The sequence below is a fragment of the Streptomyces sp. EDA2-14 genome, from assembly GCF_054963755.1.
Genome location: NZ_JBUEGE010000008.1, coordinates 125163 through 143487, shown reverse-complemented (window position 1 = coordinate 143487; position 18325 = coordinate 125163). Strand labels below are relative to the sequence as shown.

Sequence of the window (18325 nt, the reverse complement as noted above, 5' to 3'; positions counted from 1 at the left end):
CCCGGAGCAGAACATGAACAATGTTCTGCTCCGGGCCTGGTGCGTTCCAGGGGATCTTCACTAGGTTCTGGTCATGTCACCGACAGGCCTCCCCGCGCGCGTGCGCGTCGGTTACGGACTCGGCTCCCTCGCCACCGGCACCTTCGGCACGGTTCCCGGTCTGTTGCTGCTGTACTACCTGACCGATGTGCTCGGAGTCGGAGCGGGCCTGGCCGGGCTGCTGGTCTTCCTGCCCAAGGCGTGGGACGTGCTGTTCAACCCGTGGGTCGGCGGCCGCTCCGACCGCAGCACCCGCGCGCGCCTGGGGCCGCGCCGCTCCTGGATGCTGCTCGGCGCGCTCACCCTGCCGCTCTGCTTCGCGGGCATGTTCGCCGCGCCCGCCGGACTCGAAGGCGGGCCCGCCGCCGCGTACGTCGCCGTCCTCTTCCTGCTCAGCGCCTCCGCGTACGCCTGCTTCCAAGTCCCCTACGTCGCGCTGCCCGCGGAACTCACCGGGGACCCGGACGAACGGGCCCGCGTCATGGCGTGGCGCGTCGCCTTCCTCGCCGTGGCCATCCTGCTGTCCGGCTCCGTCGCCCCGATTCTCGCGGGCGCCTCCGGCGACGAGCGGGGGAGCGCGGGCGGGTACCGGCTGATGGGTGTGGTGATCGGCGCACTGCTCGCGGTGGGGATGCTGGCCGCCGTCCTCGCCACGGCGGGAACGCGCGACGTCATACGGAGAACCCGGGACGTCATACGTACAACGCGCGACGCCTCACCTGCCCCACCCGAGGTCATACGTACAACGCGCGACGCCCCATCTGCCCCACCCGACGTCATACGTACGACGAGCGAATCCAGCCTCCGCGCCCAGCTGCGTGCCGCGCGCGGCAACGCGCCCTTCTGGTGGCTGTTCGGCGCGTACGTCGTGCAGGCCGCCGCGTCCGGCCTGATGCTCGCCGGCACCCAGTACTTTGCGACGTACATCCTCGACCGGCCGAGCGCCACCACCGACCTGTTCGCCTGCCTCATCGTGCCGTCGCTGCTCGCGATGCCGCTGTGGCTGGCCGCCGGGCGCCGAACGGGCAAGCGGAACGCGGCGGTCGCCGCCTCCCTGTGCTTCCTGCTGGGAGCCCTGGGCGCCGCCGCGGGACGCGAGCTGCCGACAGCGCTGATCTACGTCGCCGTGGCCGTCGCCGGTGTCGGGTACGCGGGCATGCAGATGCTGCCGCTCGCGATGCTCGGCGACGCGATCGCCGCCGACGGCTACACCAGCGGGCGGCGCAGGGCCGGGGTCTTCACCGGGCTGTGGACCGCGGGGGAGACGCTCGGACTCGCCCTGGGACCCGGCCTGTTCGGTCTGGTCCTCGCCGTGGGCGGGTTCGTCTCCTCCGATGCCGCCGACCGCGTCGCACAACCCGACTCGGCGCTCACCGCGATCGTCGTCGGCTTCGGCGCGCTGCCCGCCCTGCTGCTCGGCTTGAGCCTTCCGCTGCTGGCCCGATACCGCCTCGGCGAGGCCGAACTGGTCCGCATGCGCACCGATGCCGACGAGTCCACCGCATCCCCACCGCCCACGCAGCGAGACGAGGAGTCCGCATGACGACCGACGACCCCACCCTGGCGCGCCTGTCCGCCCTGCGCGCCGGCGATCTGCCGGTGCACGGCGGACGCACCATGGCGTACGTCTACGACTCCGGGCTCGAAGGGCTCGACGAGCTGGCGAACGCCGCGCAGGCCGCCTTCGCCGGGGTCAACGGGCTCGACATGACGGCGTTCCCGAGCGTCGTCGAGCTGGAGAACGACCTGGTGCGACGCGCCACCGCGCTGCTCGGCGGCAGCGCGGGCACGTTCACCAGCGGCGGCACGGAGAGCTGCCTGCTCGCCGTGCTGACGGCGCGTCAGTACGCCCGCACGGAGCGCGGCGTGACCGAGCCCGAACTCGTGTTGCCGGAGACCGCGCACGCCGCCTTCCACAAGGCCGCCGAACTCTTCGGCCTGCGCGTGGTGAGCGTCCCCGTCGACCCGGACACCTTCAAGGTGCGCCCGGCCGACATGGCGGCGGCGATCTCCGGGCGCACCGCCCTGGTCGTCGTCTCCGCCCCCTCGTACGCACACGGTGTCGTCGACCCGGTCGTCGAGGTGGCGCGGGAGGCGGAGCGGCGCGGGGTGCCGTGCCACGTCGACGCGTGCATCGGCGGCTGGTACCTCGGGCACCTGCGGCACGCCGCGCAGCAGGTGCAGGACGTGCCGGACGCACACCTGCCGGAGTTCGACCTGACCGTCCCCGGCGTGACGTCGCTCTCCGTGGACCTGCACAAGTACGCGTACACGGCGAAGGGCGCCTCGCTGCTGCTCTTCCGGGACGCGGGGCTGCGCCGGCACGGTTGGTTCGCGCACGCGGCCTGGCCCGGCTACCCCGTCGTCAACTCCACGCTCCAGGGCACCAAGTCGGCGGGCCCCCTCGCGGCGGCCTGGGCGGTGACGGAGCGCGTCGGGACGGAAGGTTACGCGGCGCTGTCGACGCGCGTACACCGGACCACTCGCGCGCTCGCCGAGGGCGTTGAGCGAATCGACGGGCTGCGGCTCGCCGCGCGGCCCGAGGCGTCCCTGATCGCCGTGGCCTCCGACGACCCGGACGTCGACGTCTTCGTGGTCGCGGACGAGATGCGCGGAAGTGGCTGGTACCTACAGCCGCAGCCGGCGTTCGGGGCGTCGCCGGCGACCCTGCATCTGACAGTGACCGCGGCGGTCGCGCAAGAGGAGACCGTGCGGCTGCTCCTCGCAGAGCTGGAGAAGGCGGTGGAACGGGCCCGGGAACTGGGGCCCGTTCGGGTGGATCCGGAGATCGTCGAGGCCGCTGCCACGCTGGATCCCGACGCGCTGAGCGAGGAGGAGGTCGAGCTCGCGCTCGCGCTCGCCGGGGTGGGCGAGGGCGGCCGGCTGCCCGAGCGGATGGCCCCTGTACTGGCGGTGCTCCAGGCGCTCCCGCCGAGGCTGAGCGCCCGCCTGCTGCCCGAGGTCATCGGCCGCCTGTACCGCGTCTGAGGCGCGGAAACGCCTGAGGGGGCGGAGCGCAATCGCTCCGCCCCCTCAGGGCTGTGACGTTTCTGCTGTGTGCGCTCGGATCAGACGTCGTCGTGCGCCACAGCGCGCCGCGCGTCCGCGTCCAGCACGCCCCAGCTGATCAGCTGCTCGGTGAGGACCGAGGGCGACTGGTCGTAGATGACGGCGAGGGTGCGCAGGTCGTCCTGGCGGATCGAGAGCACCTTGCCGTTGTAGTCACCGCGCTGCGACTGGATCGTGGCGGCGTAACGCTGCAGCGGGCCCGCCTTCTCCGGCGGCACGTGGGCCAGCCGCTCCAGGTCGAGGCGCAGCTTCGGCGGCGGCTCGGCGGCGCCACCCGGGGTGGTGCCCGGCAGCAACTCCTGCACCGGAACGCCGTAGAAGTCCGCCAGTTCGGCGAGGCGCTGCACGGTCACGGCACGGTCGCCGCGCTCGTACGACCCCACCACGACCGCCTTCCAGCGTCCCTGGGACTTCTCCTCGACACCGTGGAGGGAAAGGCCCTGCTGGGTACGGATCGCGCGGAGCTTGGCCCCGAGCTGTTTGGCGTATTCGCTGGACATATAGCTCCCCGGACACTGCATCACTAAGCGGCTGCGCCGCGTGGCTGTAACTCACTGTGAGGTTACGCAGCGTTACTTGGCCGCGTCAAGCCGAATGGTCCGTACCGACCTTCTCGTGAATTCGGCCGTCCCGCACCTCCAGGCGGGTGATCAGCGACGTTGTGAGGGCTGGTAGTGTTGACGACGCAAATTAGACGTCCTTTAAGGTCCGTCCCGTGAGGCGGAGAAGGAGGTCCGTTTCGTATGGACACGCAGCAGTCCGATGCCCGGCCCGTACTCGAAGGCCCTGACATCGCGCGGGTACTGACCCGTATCGCCCACGAGATCGTCGAGCGCGCCAAGGGCGCCGAGGACGTGGTTCTCCTGGGCATTCCCACGCGAGGCGTCTTCCTCGCCCGCAGGCTCGCCGAGAAGCTCGAAGAGATCACCGGCCGCGCCATCCCCGTCGGCTCGCTCGACATCACGATGTACCGCGACGACCTGCGCATGCACCCGCCGCGCGCGCTCGCCCGCACCGAGATCCCCGGTGACGGCATCGACGGCCGCCTCGTCGTCCTCGTCGACGACGTGCTCTTCTCCGGCCGCACCATCCGCGCCGCCCTCGACGCCCTGAACGACATCGGGCGCCCCCGTGCCGTGCAGCTCGCCGTCCTCGTCGACCGCGGCCACCGCGAACTTCCCATCCGTGCCGACTACGTCGGCAAGAACCTCCCCACGTCGCTGCGGGAGACGGTCAAGGTCCAGCTCGCCGAGGAGGACGGCCGCGACGCCGTGCTGCTCGGTGCCAAGCCGGACACCAAGGCGGCCGAGCAGTAGCACCCCTTCCTGCCGTGCGCGTGCGCGCGTACGGCCCGACAGGTGTGCCCTCGCGCGCCCGTATGCCCTGAATCTCCTGAACTGCCTTACGGAGCACCCCAGATGATGCGACACCTCATCTCGGCCGCCGACCTCTCCCGCGACGATGCCGTGCACATCCTCGACACCGCCGAGGAGATGGCCCGCGTCGCCGACCGGCCCATCAAGAAACTGCCCGCCCTGCGCGGCCGGACCATCTGCAACCTGTTCTTCGAGGACTCGACGCGTACGCGGATCTCCTTCGAGGCCGCCGAGAAGCGTCTGTCCGCCGACGTCATCAACTTCGCCGCCAAGGGGTCGAGCGTCTCCAAGGGCGAGTCCCTCAAGGACACCGCCCAGACCCTCGAGGCCATGGGCGTCGACGCCGTCGTCATCCGGCACGGCGCGTCCGGCGCCCCGTACCGGCTCGCGACCTCCGGCTGGATCGACGCCCCCGTCATCAACGCGGGCGACGGCACCCACCAGCACCCCACGCAGGCGCTGCTCGACGCGTTCACGATGCGCCGCCGCCTCGTCGGCCCCGACGCCGGGCTCGGAAAGGGCCTCGACGGAAAGCGCGTCACGATCGTCGGCGACGTGCTGCACAGCCGCGTCGCCCGCTCCAACGTCGACCTGCTGCACACGCTCGGCGCCGAGGTCACCCTCGTCGCGCCGCCCACCCTGGTGCCGGTCGGCATCGAGAACTGGCCCTGCGAGGTGGCGTACGACCTCGACTCCACGCTCACCAAGTCCGACGCGGTGATGATGCTGCGCGTGCAGCGCGAGCGGATGAACGCCGCGTTCTTCCCGACCGAGCGCGAGTACAGCCGCCGTTACGGCCTCGACGGCGACCGCATGGCGAAGATGCCGGAGCACTCCATCGTGATGCACCCCGGCCCGATGGTCCGCGGCATGGAGATCACCGCCGAGGTCGCCGACTCCGACCGCTGCACGGTCATCGAACAGGTCGCCAACGGCGTGCACACGCGGATGGCCGTCCTCTACCTGCTTCTCGGCGGCAACGAGCCCGCCGTCAGCCACTCTCGTACCGAGGAGACGAAGTAATCATGAGCAAGACCCTTATCCGTGGTGCGAAGGTGCTCGGCGGCGAGCCGCAGGACGTCCTGATCGACGGTGGCGTGATCGCCGAGGTCGGCACCGGACTGTCCGCCGACGGCGTCGAGACCGTCGTCGAGGCCGGGGGCAAGGTCCTCCTGCCGGGCCTCGTCGACCTCCACACCCACCTGCGCGAGCCGGGCCGCGAGGACTCCGAGACCGTCCTCACCGGCACCCGCGCCGCCGCCTCCGGTGGCTACACGAACGTGTTCGCGATGGCCAACACGTTCCCGGTCGCCGACACCGCCGGCGTCGTCGAGCAGGTCTACCGGCTCGGCCAGGAGCACGGCTACTGCGACGTGCAGCCCATCGGCGCCGTCACCGTCGGCCTGGAGGGCGTCAAGCTCGCCGAGCTGGGCGCCATGCACGAGTCCGCCGCCGGAGTCACCGTCTTCTCCGACGACGGCAAGTGCGTCCACGACGCCGTGATCATGCGCCGCGCCCTGGAGTACGTGAAGGCCTTCGGCGGCGTCGTCGCGCAGCACGCGCAGGAGCCCCGCCTCACCGAGGGCGCCCAGATGAACGAGGGCGTCGTCTCCGCCGAGCTGGGCCTGGGCGGCTGGCCGGCCGTCGCCGAGGAGTCGATCATCGCCCGCGACGTGCTGCTCGCCGAGCACGTCGGCTCCCGCGTCCACATCTGCCACCTGTCGACCGCGGGCAGCGTCGAGATCGTCCGCTGGGCCAAGTCCCGCGGCATCGACGTCACCGCCGAGGTCACCCCGCACCACCTGCTGCTCACCGACGAGATGGTGCGCTCGTACAACCCGGTCTACAAGGTCAACCCGCCGCTGCGCACCGAGAAGGACGTCATGGCGCTGCGCGAGGCGCTGGCCGACGGCACGATCGACATCGTCGCCACCGACCACGCCCCGCACCCGCACGAGGACAAGGACTGCGAGTGGGCCGCCGCCGCCATGGGCATGGTCGGCCTGGAGACCGCGCTCAGCGTCGTGCAGCAGACCATGGTCGAGACGGGCCTGCTGAGCTGGGCCGGCGTCGCCGACCGGATGTCCGTGAAGCCCGCCGAGATCGGGCGGGCCCACGGCCATGGACGTCCCGTCTCGGCAGGTGAGCCCGCGAACCTGGTTCTCGTCGACGCCGACTACCGTGGGGACGTGGACCCCGCGGGCTTCGCCTCCCGCAGCCGCAACACCCCGTACGAGGGCCGTGAGCTGCCGGGGCGCGTCACCCACACCTGGCTGCGGGGCAAGGCCACCCTCGCCGACGGGAAGCTCGCGTGACACCTCTGCAACCACTCGCTGTCCTCGCCGCCGAACAGAAGTCGGCGGAGGTGACGGACTGGCCGAACCGGATCGGCTGGATCGTCGGCCTGCTCCTGTTCATCGCGCTCGTCTACTGGCTGATGCGCCAGGGCTGGAAGTGGCGCGGCACCCTGCAGGGCGACCTGCCGGAGCTGCCCGGCGCGCCCTCCGAGCAGGGCCCGGTGAAACTGGAGCTGAGCGGCCGGTACCACGGCTCCACCAGCGCCGGGCAGTGGCTCGACCGCATCGTGGCGCACGGCCTCGGCACCCGCAGCCGCGTCGAGCTGAGCCTGACCGGCGAGGGCCTGAACGTCGTACGCCCCGGAGCGAGCGACTTCTTCGTCCCGGCGGCCGCGCTGCGCGAGGCCCGGCTCGACAAGGGAATCGCCGGCAAGGTCCTCACGGAGGGCGGTCTGCTGATCGTCACCTGGGAGCACGGCGACAAGCTGATCGACTCCGGCTTCCGCGCCGACCACGCGGCTGAGCAGGCCGAATGGGTCACCACCATCAACAACATGATCGACACGAAGATCACGACGGAAGGCACCGCACGATGACCACCTCCACCAGGGGAACTGAGAAGGTTCCCGCCGTACTCGTCCTGGAGGACGGCCGGGTGTTCCGCGGTCGCGCCTACGGGGCCGTGGGGGAGACCTTCGGCGAGGCCGTGTTCTCCACCGGCATGACCGGCTACCAGGAGACCCTCACCGACCCGTCGTACGACCGCCAGATCGTGGTCGCCACCGCCCCGCAGATCGGCAACACGGGCTGGAACGACGAGGACGACGAGTCGAAGCGCATCTGGGTCTCGGGCTACGTGGTCCGCGACCCCGCCCGTATCCCCTCCAACTGGCGCGCGAAGCGCTCGCTCGACGACGAGCTGGTCGCCCAGGAGATCGTCGGGATCAGCGGCATCGACACCCGCGCCCTCACCCGCCACCTGCGCGAGCGCGGCTCCATGCGCTCCGGCATCTTCTCCGGCGAGGCCCTGGCCACGGACGCCGAGCTCGTCGAGCGCGTCCAGGCGCAGCCCCAGATGAAGGGCGCCTCCCTCTACGAGGAGGTCGCCACCAAGGAGACGTACGTCGTCCCCGCGATCGGCGAGAAGAAGTTCACCGTCGCCGCGATCGACCTCGGCATCAAGGGCATGACCCCGCACCGGATGGCCGAGCGCGGCATCGAGGTGCACGTGCTGCCGGCCACCGCGTCCCCCGACGACGTGTACGCCGTGAACCCCGACGGTGTGTTCTTCTCCAACGGTCCGGGCGACCCGGCCACCGCCGAGGGACCGGTCGCGCTGATGACCGCCGTCCTGGAGAAGAAGACGCCGCTGTTCGGCATCTGCTTCGGCAACCAGATCCTCGGCCGCGCGCTCGGCTTCGGCACCTTCAAGCTGAAGTACGGCCACCGCGGCATCAACCAGCCGGTGCAGGACCGCACCACCGGCAAGGTCGAGGTCACCGCGCACAACCACGGCTTCGCCGTCGACGCGCCGCTCGACAAGGTGAGCGACACCAAGTTCGGCCGCGCCGAGGTCTCCCACGTGTGCCTCAACGACAACGTCGTGGAGGGGCTCCAGCTGCTCGACCAGCCGGGCTTCTCCGTCCAGTACCACCCCGAAGCGGCGGCCGGTCCGCACGACGCCGCGTACCTCTTCGACCGCTTCGTGTCTCTGATGGAGTCCGCCCGTGCCTAAGCGCAACGACCTGAAGTCCGTACTCGTCATCGGCTCGGGCCCGATCGTCATCGGCCAGGCCGCGGAGTTCGACTACTCCGGCACCCAGGCCTGCCGGGTGCTGAAGCAGGAGGGCCTGCGGGTCATCCTGGTCAACTCCAACCCGGCGACGATCATGACCGACCCGGAGATCGCCGACGCCACGTACGTCGAGCCGATCACCCCCGAGTTCGTCGAGCGGATCATCGCCAAGGAGCGCCCGGACGCGCTGCTGCCCACCCTCGGTGGCCAGACCGCCCTCAACACCGCCATCTCCATGCACGACCAGGGCGTGCTCGAGAAGTACGGCGTCGAGCTGATCGGCGCCAACGTCGAGGCGATCAACAAGGGTGAGGACCGCGACCTCTTCAAGGAGGTCGTCGAAGAGGTCAAGAAGAAGATCGGCCACGGCGAGTCCGCCCGCTCGTACATCTGCCACTCGATGGACGACGTCATGAGGGGCGTCGAGGAGCTCGGCGGCTACCCGGTCGTCGTCCGCCCCTCCTTCACCATGGGCGGCGCCGGCTCCGGCTTCGCGCACGACGAGGAGGAGCTGCGCCGCATCGCCGGTCAGGGCCTCACGCTCTCCCCGACCACCGAGGTGCTCCTGGAGGAGTCCATCCTCGGCTGGAAGGAGTACGAGCTGGAGCTGATGCGCGACAAGAACGACAACGTCGTGGTCGTCTGCTCCATCGAGAACTTCGACCCGATGGGCGTGCACACCGGTGACTCGATCACGGTCGCCCCGTCGATGACGCTCACCGACCGTGAGTACCAGCGGCTGCGCGACATCGGCATCGCGATCATCCGCGAGGTCGGCGTCGACACCGGCGGCTGCAACATCCAGTTCGCGATCAACCCCGAAGACGGCCGTGTCATCGTCATCGAGATGAACCCGCGCGTCTCCCGGTCCTCCGCGCTGGCCTCCAAGGCGACGGGCTTCCCGATCGCGAAGATCGCCGCCAAGCTCGCCGTCGGCTACACGCTGGACGAGATCCCGAACGACATCACCGAGAAGACGCCGGCCTCCTTCGAGCCGACGCTCGACTACGTGGTCGTGAAGGCCCCGCGCTTCGCCTTCGAGAAGTTCCCGAGCGCCGACGCCACGCTGACCACGACCATGAAGTCGGTCGGCGAGGCCATGGCCATCGGCCGCAACTTCACCGAGGCGTTCCAGAAGGCGCTGCGCTCCCTGGAGAAGGCGGGCTCGCAGTTCTCCTTCGTCGGCGAGACCGGCGACAAGCAGGAGCTGCTCGAGGCGTCGGTGCGCCCCACCGACGGCCGTATCAACACCGTCATGGACGCGATCCGCGCCGGTGCGACGCCCGAGGAGATCTTCGACTACACGAAGATCGACCCGTGGTTCGTCGACCAGCTCTTCCTCATCAAGGAGGTCGCCGACGAGCTCGCGGCCGCCCCCGAGCTGACGAAGGACCTGATCGCCGGGGCCAAGCGGCACGGCTTCTCCGACCAGCAGATCGCCGAGATCCGCGGCCTGCGCCAGGACGTCGTCCGCGAGGTCAGGCACGCCCTCGGCGTCCGCCCGGTCTACAAGACGGTCGACACCTGCGCCGCCGAGTTCGCCGCCAAGACGCCGTACTTCTACTCCTCGTACGACGAGGAGAGCGAGGTCGCGCCGCGCGAGAAGCCCGCCGTGATCATCCTCGGCTCCGGCCCGAACCGCATCGGCCAGGGCATCGAGTTCGACTACTCCTGCGTCCACGCCTCCTTCGCGCTCAGCGACGCGGGCTACGAGACCGTGATGGTCAACTGCAACCCGGAGACGGTCTCCACGGACTACGACACGTCCGACCGTCTGTACTTCGAGCCGCTGACGCTCGAGGACGTCCTGGAGATCGTCCACGCCGAGTCCCTCGCGGGCCCGATCGCGGGCGTCGTCGTCCAGCTCGGCGGCCAGACCCCGCTGGGCCTCGCCCAGGCGCTCAAGGACAACGGCGTGCCCGTCGTCGGCACGCCCCCGGAGGCGATCCACGCCGCCGAGGACCGCGGCGCCTTCGGCCGCGTGCTCGCCGAGGCCGGCCTCCCGGCCCCGAAGCACGGCACCGCCACGACGTTCGCGGAGGCGAAGGCCATCGCCGACGAGATCGGCTACCCGGTCCTCGCCCGCCCCTCGTACGTGCTCGGCGGCCGCGGCATGGAGATTGTCTACGACGAGACCCGCCTGTCCGCGTACATCGAGGAGTCGACGGAGATCAGCCCGTCGCGTCCGGTCCTGATCGACCGCTTCCTCGACGACGCCATCGAGATCGACGTCGACGCGCTGTACGACGGCGAGGAGCTCTACCTCGGCGGCGTCATGGAGCACATCGAGGAGGCCGGCATCCACTCCGGCGACTCGGCGTGCGCCCTGCCCCCGATCACGCTCGGCGGCTACGACATCAAGCGCCTGCGCGCCTCGACCGAGGGCATCGCCAAGGGCGTCGGCGTCCGCGGCCTGATCAACATCCAGTTCGCCATGGCCGGGGACATCCTCTACGTCCTGGAGGCCAACCCGCGCGCCTCGCGCACCGTCCCCTTCACCTCGAAGGCGACCGCGGTGCCGCTCGCGAAGGCCGCCGCCCGCATCTCGCTGGGCGCCACCATCGCCGAGCTGCGCGCCGAGGGCCTGCTCCCGAAGACCGGCGACGGCGGCACGCTGCCGATGGACGCGCCGATCTCCGTCAAGGAGGCCGTCATGCCGTGGTCGCGCTTCCGCGACATCCACGGCCGCGGCGTCGACACGGTCCTGGGCCCGGAGATGCGCTCCACCGGCGAGGTCATGGGCATCGACTCCGTCTTCGGCACGGCGTACGCCAAGTCGCAGGCGGGCGCCTACGGTCCGCTGCCGACGAAGGGCCGGGCGTTCATCTCCGTCGCCAACCGCGACAAGCGCTCGATGATCTTCCCGGCGCGCGAGCTGGTCGCCCACGGCTTCGAGCTGCTCGCCACCTCCGGCACGGCCGAGGTCCTCAAGCGCAACGGCATCAACGCCACGGTCGTGCGCAAGCAGTCCGAGGGCGAGGGCCCGAACGGCGAGAAGACGATCGTCCAGCTGATCCACTCCGGCGACGTCGACCTGATCGTCAACACCCCGTACGGCACCGGCGGCCGCCTCGACGGCTACGACATCCGTACGGCGGCGGTCTCCCGCTCCGTGCCGTGCCTGACCACGGTCCAGGCGCTCGCCGCGGCCGTCCAGGGCATCGAGGCGCTCGGGCACGGCGAGGTGGGCGTGCGCTCACTGCAGGAACACGCGGAACACCTGACCGCGGCCCGCGACTAGCAGCCCAAGAGGGGGACACCAAAACGGTGTCCCCCTCTTCATGAGGCCACCGCCTCATGAGGACCCATAGGACTTCAGGCATGTACAAGCTGTTCTTCCACCTCGTCTTCAAGCGCATGGACCCCGAGAAGGCCCACTACCTGGCCTTCCGCTGGATCCGCCTGGCGGCTCGCACTCCCGTTCTGCGCACCTTCGTGGCCGCGTATCTCGCGCCGCGCTACAAGGAGCTGCGTACGGAGGCCCTGGGCCTGCGCATGCACGGCCCCTTCGGCCTCGCCGCCGGCTTCGACAAGAACGCCGTCGCGATCGACGGCATGTCGATGCTCGGCTTCGACCACATCGAGATCGGCACCGTGACGGGGGAGGCCCAGCCGGGCAACCCCAAGAAGCGCCTCTTCCGCCTCGTGCAGGACCGCGCGCTCATCAACCGCATGGGCTTCAACAACGAGGGCTCGCTCGCCGTGGCGGCCCGCCTGGCCTCCCGCAACCCCGTCTTCAAGACGACGGTCGGCGTGAACATCGGCAAGACCAAGGTCGTGCCGGAGGAAGAAGCCGCGGCCGACTACGTGAAGTCGACCGAGCGGCTCGCCGCGTTCGCCGACTACCTCGTCGTGAACGTGTCCTCGCCGAACACGCCGGGCCTGCGCAACCTCCAGGCCACGGAGGCGCTGCGCCCGCTGCTCAGCGCCGTGCGCGAGGCCGCCGACCGCACCGTCACGTCCCGCCGCGTCCCGCTCCTCGTGAAGATCGCGCCCGACCTCGCCGACGAGGACGTCGACGCGGTCGCCGACCTCGCCGTGGAACTCGGTCTCGACGGCATCATCGCCACGAACACGACGATCACCCGCGAGGGCCTTGCCACCAAGGGCGACGTCGTGAACGAGACCGGCGGCCTGTCCGGCGCGCCCCTCAAGGAGCGCTCCCTGGAGGTCCTGAGGCGCCTCTACGCGCGCGTGGGCGACCGGATCACCCTCGTGGGCGTCGGAGGCATCGAGACCGCCGAGGACGCCTGGCAGCGCATCCTCGCCGGTGCCACGCTCGTCCAGGGCTACTCGGCCTTCATCTACGAAGGCCCCTGCTACGCCCGCGCGATCCACAAGGGCCTCGCCGCCCGGCTGCGGGAGTCCCAGCACGCCACGCTCGCCGACGCGATCGGCGCCGATGTCAGGAAGAAGGCTTCCGCATGACCTCGATGGACCCCTTCGGCGCACGCCTGCGCCGCGTCATGGACGAGCGCGGCCCGCTCTGCGTCGGCATCGACCCGCACGCCGCCCTGCTGTCCTCCTGGGGCCTGAACGACGACATCGCGGGCCTGGAGTCCTTCACGCGCACCTGCGTCGAGGCGCTCGCCGACACGGTCGCCGTGGTCAAGCCGCAGATGGCGTTCTTCGAGCGGTTCGGCTCGCGCGGCGTCGCCGTCCTGGAGCGGGCCGTGGCAGACCTGCGCGCCGCCGGGACCCTCGTCGTCATGGACGCCAAGCGCGGCGACATCGGCTCCACCATGACCGCGTACGCGGAGACCTTCCTGCACAAGGACTCGCCGCTGTTCTCGGACGCCCTGACCGTGTCGCCGTACCTCGGCTACGGGTCCCTGAAGCCGGCCGTCGACCTGGCCCGCGAGTCCGGCGCGGGGCTCTTCGTCCTCGCCCTCACCTCCAACCCCGAGGGCGGCGAGGTCCAGCACGCGGTCCGCGCGGACGGCCGCAACGTGGGGGCGACGATGCTCGGGCACCTCGCCGAGGAGAACGCGGGCGAGACGCCCATGGGCTCCTTCGGTGCCGTGGTCGGCGCGACGCTCGGCGACCTGTCCTCGTACGAGCTGGACATCAACGGCCCGCTCCTCGCGCCCGGCATCGGGGCGCAGGGTGCCACGGCGGCCGATCTTCCGGCGGTGTTCGGCTCCGCCGTCCGCAATGTCGTCCCGAATGTGAGCCGTGGAGTCCTCAAGGCGGGGCCCTCGGTCGCCGCTCTGCGGGACGCCTCCGTCCGGTTCGCGGACGAGGTGCGGGCGGCCGTCGCCGCGGCCTGACGCGGCGGTTCGCGCGGATTCGGCGTGGGTTCGGCGGAGGTTCGGAGTGGGGTTCGGCGCGAGGTTTAAGGGTGGCACTCGGTGCCGACCTCGGGTTTTGCGTCCGAATCCTGTCTTGTTTACGGGTCGTTTTGCCCGGAATGTACGGCTCGACAGAGGCTGACCAGGACTTTTCGTCTGTTCTCGCTGACTCTGGCGGCCATGCCCGCTAGTCTCCGTCGAGAGTCAACGGACAACTGCACGCCAGCGGGTTGTTCGTTGCTCCCCAGGTGTGGGGCGACTAGGTTCCTCACCGGTCCGTATCCGACAGTTCGACATCCGAGGTGACGTAGGCGTGGCTCTTCCGCCCCTTACCCCTGAACAGCGCGCAGCCGCGCTCGAAAAGGCCGCCGCGGCTCGCCGGGAGCGGGCCGAGGTCAAGAATCGACTCAAGCACTCCGGCGCCTCCCTCCACGAGGTCATCAAGCAGGGCCAGGAGAACGACGTCATCGGAAAGATGAAGGTCTCCGCCCTCCTCGAGTCCCTGCCGGGCGTGGGCAAGGTCCGCGCCAAGCAGATCATGGAGCGTCTCGGGATCTCCGAATCCCGCCGGGTGCGCGGTCTCGGTTCCAACCAGATCGCCTCCCTGGAGCGCGAGTTCGGCAGCACCGGCGCCTGAGCGACCGCGACCGCCCCGGACCGAAGGCCGGGGCTGGTCCGGGCACTCCGGAACAACTGGAATAATCGCTGCATGAGTGAACGTCCGCGGCTGACCGTGCTCTCCGGCCCCTCGGGGGTCGGCAAGAGCACGGTTGTCGCCCATATGCGCAAGGAACACCCCGAGGTCTGGCTCTCGGTGTCGGCCACGACCCGCAAGCCGCGCCCCGGCGAGAAGCACGGTGTCCAGTACTTCTTCGTCAGCGACGAAGAGATGGACAAGCTGATCGCCAACGGTGAGCTCCTCGAGTGGGCCGAGTTCGCGGGGAACCGTTACGGCACCCCGCGCCGTGCCGTGCTCGACCGCCTGGAGGCGGGGGAGCCGGTGCTGCTCGAGATCGACCTCCAGGGCGCACGTCTGGTCAGGGAATCGATGCCCGAGGCGCAGCTGGTCTTCCTGGCCCCGCCGAGCTGGGACGAGCTGGTCCGCCGGCTCACCGGACGGGGCACGGAGGCGCCGGAGGTCGTCGAGCGCCGCCTCGAGGCCGCCAAGGTGGAACTGGCCGCCGAATCGGAGTTCGACACCACGCTTGTCAATACCTCCGTCGAGGGCGTGGCCGGTGAGCTGCTAGCCTTGATGAAAGTTCTTTGATCTTTAGCAGTCTTTACCCCATCGGAAGGCAGAGAGTGTCCTCTTCCATCACCGCGCCCGAGGGCATCATCAACCCGCCGATTGATGAGCTTCTTGAGGCCACCGACTCGAAGTACAGCCTGGTCATCTACGCCGCCAAGCGCGCGCGTCAGATCAACGCGTACTACTCGCAGCTCGGTGAGGGCCTGCTCGAGTACGTCGGCCCGCTGGTGGACACGCACGTCCACGAGAAGCCGCTCTCGATCGCCCTTCGTGAGATCAACGCGGGGCTGCTGACGTCCGAGGCCATCGAGGGCCCGGCGCAGTAAAGCTCGTCGTTTCGGTACTTCAGGCCCGGCAGCGCGGCTGCCGGGCCTGTGGTGTGTCATGGAGTCGTACGTCCGCGACACAGAAGTCGTACGTCCGCGATTCAGGGGAGAACCGGTGTCGAAGCCGAAGGTCGTTCTGGGGGTCAGCGGCGGAATCGCCGCCTACAAGGCGTGCGAGCTGCTGCGTCGACTGACGGAGTCCGGCCACGACGTGCGCGTCGTGCCCACCGACTCGGCGCTGCACTTCGTCGGCGCCGCGACCTGGTCCGCGCTCTCCGGGAACCCGGTCTCGACCGAGGTCTGGGACTCGGTCCACGAGGTGCCGCACGTCCGCATCGGCCAGCACGCGGACCTCGTGATCGTCGCCCCCGCCACGGCCGACATGCTCGCCAAGGCGGCCCACGGCCTCGCCGACGACCTCCTCACGAACACCCTCCTCACCGCCCGATGTCCGGTCGTCTTCGCGCCCGCGATGCACACCGAGATGTGGGAGCACCCGGCCACGCAGGAGAACGTCGCGACGCTGCGCCGCCGCGGCGCCCTCGTCATCGAGCCCGCGGTCGGCCGCCTCACCGGCGTCGACACCGGCAAGGGCCGCTTCCCGGACCCGACGGAGATCTTCGAGTACGTACGCCGGGTCCTTGCCCGCGGCGCCGATGCCGCGGTCCAGGACCTCGCAGGACGCCACGTCGTCGTCAGCGCCGGCGGCACCCGCGAACCGCTCGACCCGGTCCGCTTCCTCGGCAACCGCTCCTCCGGAAAGCAGGGCTACGCGCTCGCCCGCACGGCGGTCGCGCGCGGCGCCCGCGTCACGCTGCTCTCGGCGAACGCGGACCTTCCGGATCCTGCGGGCGTCGACGTCGTCCGCGTGGGCACGGCCGTGCAGCTGCGCGAGGCGGCGCTCAAGGCGGCCGCCGACGCCGACGCGGTCGTCATGGCGGCGGCCGTCGCCGACTTCCGCCCCGAGGCCTACGCCACCGGGAAGATCAAGAAGAAGGACGGCGAGGAACCTGCGCCCATCGCGCTCGTCCGCAACCCGGACATCCTCGCCGAGCTCTCCGCCGGCCGCCCCCGCCCCGGCCAGGTGGTCGTCGGCTTCGCCGCCGAGACCGACGACGTCCTCGCGAACGGCCGCGCCAAGCTCGCCCGCAAGGGCTGCGACCTGCTCGTCGTGAACGAGGTGGGGGAGCGCAAGACCTTCGGCTCCGAGGAGAACGAGGCCGTGATCCTGGGCGCGGACGGCGGCGAGACGCCCGTCCCGTACGGCCCGAAGGAAGCGCTCGCCGACCGCATCTGGGACGAGACGGCGCGCCGCCTGGTCCCTCGGTCGGCGGACTGAACCTTTGCCGAACACGCGCGGAATTCCGTTTGTGGACGAATTTCACTTCCGCTGCTCCGGAACCGCCGAAACCCCGAAAACGAGCTAATTTCGGGCGAGCAGTACCCTTCCGAAGACCGATCGTCGTATCGCAGAATGCGGTGTCGCAGGTCACAGCGCTCCCACAGGGCGAGACACGTGACCCGGCGGCCGAGTACGACCGATAAACTGTTCCCGGAAGGTGCCGGGCGCAGCCCCCCGCACCATCCGTCAAATGATCAGCCAGCAGCCGCTGCAACCACAGGGAGCGTTGTGTCCCGTCGCCTGTTCACCTCGGAGTCCGTGACCGAGGGTCACCCCGACAAGATCGCTGACCAGATCAGCGACACCATTCTCGACGCGCTGCTCCGCGAGGACCCCTCGTCCCGCGTCGCCGTCGAGACGCTGATCACCACCGGCCTCGTGCACGTGGCCGGCGAGGTGACCACGAAGGCGTACGCGCCGATCGCGCAGCTCGTGCGCGACAAGATCCTCGAGATCGGCTACGACTCGTCGAAGAAGGGCTTCGACGGCGCGTCCTGCGGCGTCTCGGTCTCCATCGGCTCGCAGTCGCCCGACATCGCGCAGGGCGTCGACACGGCGTACGAGAAGCGCGTCGAGGGCGACGAGGACGAGCTCGACAAGCAGGGCGCGGGCGACCAGGGCCTGATGTTCGGCTACGCGTGCGACGAGACGCCGGAGCTCATGCCGCTCCCGATCCACCTCGCGCACCGCCTCTCGCGCCGCCTGTCCGAGGTGCGCAAGAACGGGACGATCCCCTACCTGCGCCCCGACGGCAAGACCCAGGTCACCATCGAGTACGACGGCGACAAGGCGGTCCGCCTGGACACGGTCGTCGTCTCCTCGCAGCACGCGAGCGACATCGACCTGGACTCCCTCCTCGCGCCCGACATCCGCGAGTTCGTGGTCGAGCCCGAGCTGAAGGCCCTCCTCGACGACGGCATCAAGCTGGAGACCGAGAACTACCGCCTGCTGGTCAACCCGACCGGTCGCTTCGAGATCGGCGGCCCGATGGGCGACGCCGGTCTGACCGGCCGCAAGATCATCATCGACACGTACGGCGGCTACGCCCGCCACGGCGGCGGTGCCTTCTCCGGCAAGGACCCGTCCAAGGTCGACCGCTCCGCCGCGTACGCCATGCGCTGGGTCGCCAAGAACGTCGTGGCCGCGGGTCTCGCCGCGCGCTGCGAGGTCCAGGTCGCCTACGCGATCGGCAAGGCCGAGCCGGTCGGTCTCTTCGTGGAGACCTTCGGTACGGCGACGGTCGACACGGACAAGATCGAGGCCGCGATCTCCGAGGTCTTCGACCTCCGCCCGGCCGCGATCATCCGCGACCTCGACCTGCTCCGCCCGATCTACTCCCAGACGGCCGCCTACGGCCACTTCGGGCGCGCGCTGCCCGACTTCACGTGGGAGAAGACGGACCGCGTGGACGCGCTGCGCAAGGCGGCGGGGCTGTAGGTTCCGTTTCCGGACTCCGACGGGCCCGGTTCTCCTTCGGGAGG

General features: G+C 70.2%; 16 protein-coding genes. 15 read left to right on the top strand and 1 reads right to left on the bottom strand.

The window, feature by feature from the left end; translation table 11 throughout:
• Positions 1–73 precede the first annotated feature (73 nt).
• Positions 74–1582: an MFS transporter gene (locus tag ACY34M_RS21310; protein ID WP_462719600.1), complete on the top strand. Its 1509-nt coding sequence runs from the start codon at positions 74–76 to the stop codon at positions 1580–1582.
• Positions 1579–3027, top strand: a complete 1449-nt coding sequence (locus tag ACY34M_RS21305) for a pyridoxal phosphate-dependent decarboxylase family protein (RefSeq protein ID WP_462719601.1) — start codon at positions 1579–1581, stop codon at positions 3025–3027. The genes ACY34M_RS21310 and ACY34M_RS21305 overlap by 4 nt, the downstream gene beginning before the upstream one ends.
• Before the next feature lie 80 nt (positions 3028–3107).
• Here ACY34M_RS21305 and bldD read toward each other — a convergent pair whose 3' ends face one another.
• Positions 3108–3608, bottom strand: coding sequence for a transcriptional regulator BldD (bldD, locus tag ACY34M_RS21300; RefSeq protein ID WP_266721805.1), 501 nt, complete (start codon positions 3606–3608; stop codon positions 3108–3110).
• Between the two features lie 243 nt (positions 3609–3851).
• Here bldD and pyrR point away from each other — a divergent pair, with 243 nt between their 5' ends.
• The 13 genes from pyrR to metK all read left to right on the top strand — a co-directional run bounded on the left by pyrR (position 3852) and on the right by metK (position 18281).
• Positions 3852–4424, top strand: a complete 573-nt coding sequence (gene pyrR, locus ACY34M_RS21295; RefSeq protein ID WP_462719602.1) for a bifunctional pyr operon transcriptional regulator/uracil phosphoribosyltransferase PyrR — start codon at positions 3852–3854, stop codon at positions 4422–4424.
• 102 nt (positions 4425–4526) lie between these two features.
• Entirely contained in the window at positions 4527–5507 is a 981-nt protein-coding gene (locus tag ACY34M_RS21290) for an aspartate carbamoyltransferase catalytic subunit (protein ID WP_462719603.1), read from the top strand.
• Between the two features lie 2 nt (positions 5508–5509).
• Positions 5510–6799, top strand: coding sequence for a dihydroorotase (locus ACY34M_RS21285; RefSeq protein WP_462719604.1), 1290 nt, complete (start codon positions 5510–5512; stop codon positions 6797–6799).
• A gap of 5 nt (positions 6800–6804) precedes the next feature.
• Positions 6805–7377, top strand: a complete 573-nt coding sequence (locus ACY34M_RS21280) for a PH-like domain-containing protein (protein WP_462719719.1) — start codon at positions 6805–6807, stop codon at positions 7375–7377.
• Positions 7374–8516 carry a glutamine-hydrolyzing carbamoyl-phosphate synthase small subunit gene (gene carA, locus ACY34M_RS21275; RefSeq protein WP_462719605.1) on the top strand — a complete coding sequence of 381 codons (1143 nt, stop codon included), beginning with the start codon at positions 7374–7376 and terminating at the stop codon, positions 8514–8516. The genes ACY34M_RS21280 and carA overlap by 4 nt, the downstream gene beginning before the upstream one ends.
• Positions 8509–11817 (top strand): carbamoyl-phosphate synthase large subunit, encoded by a 3309-nt coding sequence (carB, locus tag ACY34M_RS21270; RefSeq protein WP_462719606.1) that lies wholly within the window; start codon positions 8509–8511, stop codon positions 11815–11817. The genes carA and carB overlap by 8 nt, the downstream gene beginning before the upstream one ends.
• Positions 11818–11897: 80 nt before the next feature.
• Positions 11898–13004, top strand: coding sequence for a quinone-dependent dihydroorotate dehydrogenase (locus ACY34M_RS21265; RefSeq protein WP_462719607.1), 1107 nt, complete (start codon positions 11898–11900; stop codon positions 13002–13004).
• A complete protein-coding gene (gene pyrF, locus ACY34M_RS21260; RefSeq protein WP_462719608.1) occupies positions 13001–13846 on the top strand; it encodes an orotidine-5'-phosphate decarboxylase in 846 nt (281 codons plus the stop codon). Before ACY34M_RS21265 ends, pyrF begins: the two co-directional genes overlap by 4 nt.
• A gap of 334 nt (positions 13847–14180) precedes the next feature.
• Positions 14181–14504: an integration host factor gene (locus ACY34M_RS21255; RefSeq protein WP_026246651.1), complete on the top strand. Its 324-nt coding sequence runs from the start codon at positions 14181–14183 to the stop codon at positions 14502–14504.
• Between the two features lie 72 nt (positions 14505–14576).
• A complete protein-coding gene (gene gmk / locus ACY34M_RS21250) occupies positions 14577–15134 on the top strand; it encodes a guanylate kinase (RefSeq protein ID WP_462719609.1) in 558 nt (185 codons plus the stop codon).
• 35 nt (positions 15135–15169) lie between these two features.
• Entirely contained in the window at positions 15170–15442 is a 273-nt protein-coding gene (gene rpoZ / locus ACY34M_RS21245; RefSeq protein ID WP_005319902.1) for a DNA-directed RNA polymerase subunit omega, read from the top strand.
• Between the two features lie 58 nt (positions 15443–15500).
• On the top strand, positions 15501–16781 hold the full coding sequence (gene coaBC, locus ACY34M_RS21240; RefSeq protein ID WP_462719610.1) for a bifunctional phosphopantothenoylcysteine decarboxylase/phosphopantothenate--cysteine ligase CoaBC: 1281 nt from the start codon (positions 15501–15503) through the stop codon (positions 16779–16781).
• A 291-nt stretch (positions 16782–17072) separates the two neighbouring features.
• Positions 17073–18281, top strand: a complete 1209-nt coding sequence (gene metK, locus ACY34M_RS21235) for a methionine adenosyltransferase (protein ID WP_462719611.1) — start codon at positions 17073–17075, stop codon at positions 18279–18281.
• Positions 18282–18325 lie beyond the last annotated feature (44 nt).

What these genes read in the sequence shown, in the direction of transcription:
- coaBC (WP_462719610.1), top strand. Translation starts at nt 15,501, where the DNA reads ATGGAGTCGTACGTCCGCGACACAGAAGTCGTACGTCCGCGATTCAGG.
- pyrF (WP_462719608.1), top strand. Translation starts at nt 13,001, where the DNA reads ATGACCTCGATGGACCCCTTCGGCGCACGCCTGCGCCGCGTCATGGAC.
- pyrR (WP_462719602.1), top strand. Translation starts at nt 3,852, where the DNA reads ATGGACACGCAGCAGTCCGATGCCCGGCCCGTACTCGAAGGCCCTGAC.
- bldD (WP_266721805.1), bottom strand. Translation starts at nt 3,608, where the DNA reads ATGTCCAGCGAATACGCCAAACAGCTCGGGGCCAAGCTCCGCGCGATC.
- ACY34M_RS21290 (WP_462719603.1), top strand. Translation starts at nt 4,527, where the DNA reads ATGATGCGACACCTCATCTCGGCCGCCGACCTCTCCCGCGACGATGCC.
- ACY34M_RS21285 (WP_462719604.1), top strand. Translation starts at nt 5,510, where the DNA reads ATGAGCAAGACCCTTATCCGTGGTGCGAAGGTGCTCGGCGGCGAGCCG.
- ACY34M_RS21265 (WP_462719607.1), top strand. Translation starts at nt 11,898, where the DNA reads ATGTACAAGCTGTTCTTCCACCTCGTCTTCAAGCGCATGGACCCCGAG.
- carA (WP_462719605.1), top strand. Translation starts at nt 7,374, where the DNA reads ATGACCACCTCCACCAGGGGAACTGAGAAGGTTCCCGCCGTACTCGTC.
- gmk (WP_462719609.1), top strand. Translation starts at nt 14,577, where the DNA reads ATGAGTGAACGTCCGCGGCTGACCGTGCTCTCCGGCCCCTCGGGGGTC.
- ACY34M_RS21310 (WP_462719600.1), top strand. Translation starts at nt 74, where the DNA reads ATGTCACCGACAGGCCTCCCCGCGCGCGTGCGCGTCGGTTACGGACTC.
- ACY34M_RS21305 (WP_462719601.1), top strand. Translation starts at nt 1,579, where the DNA reads ATGACGACCGACGACCCCACCCTGGCGCGCCTGTCCGCCCTGCGCGCC.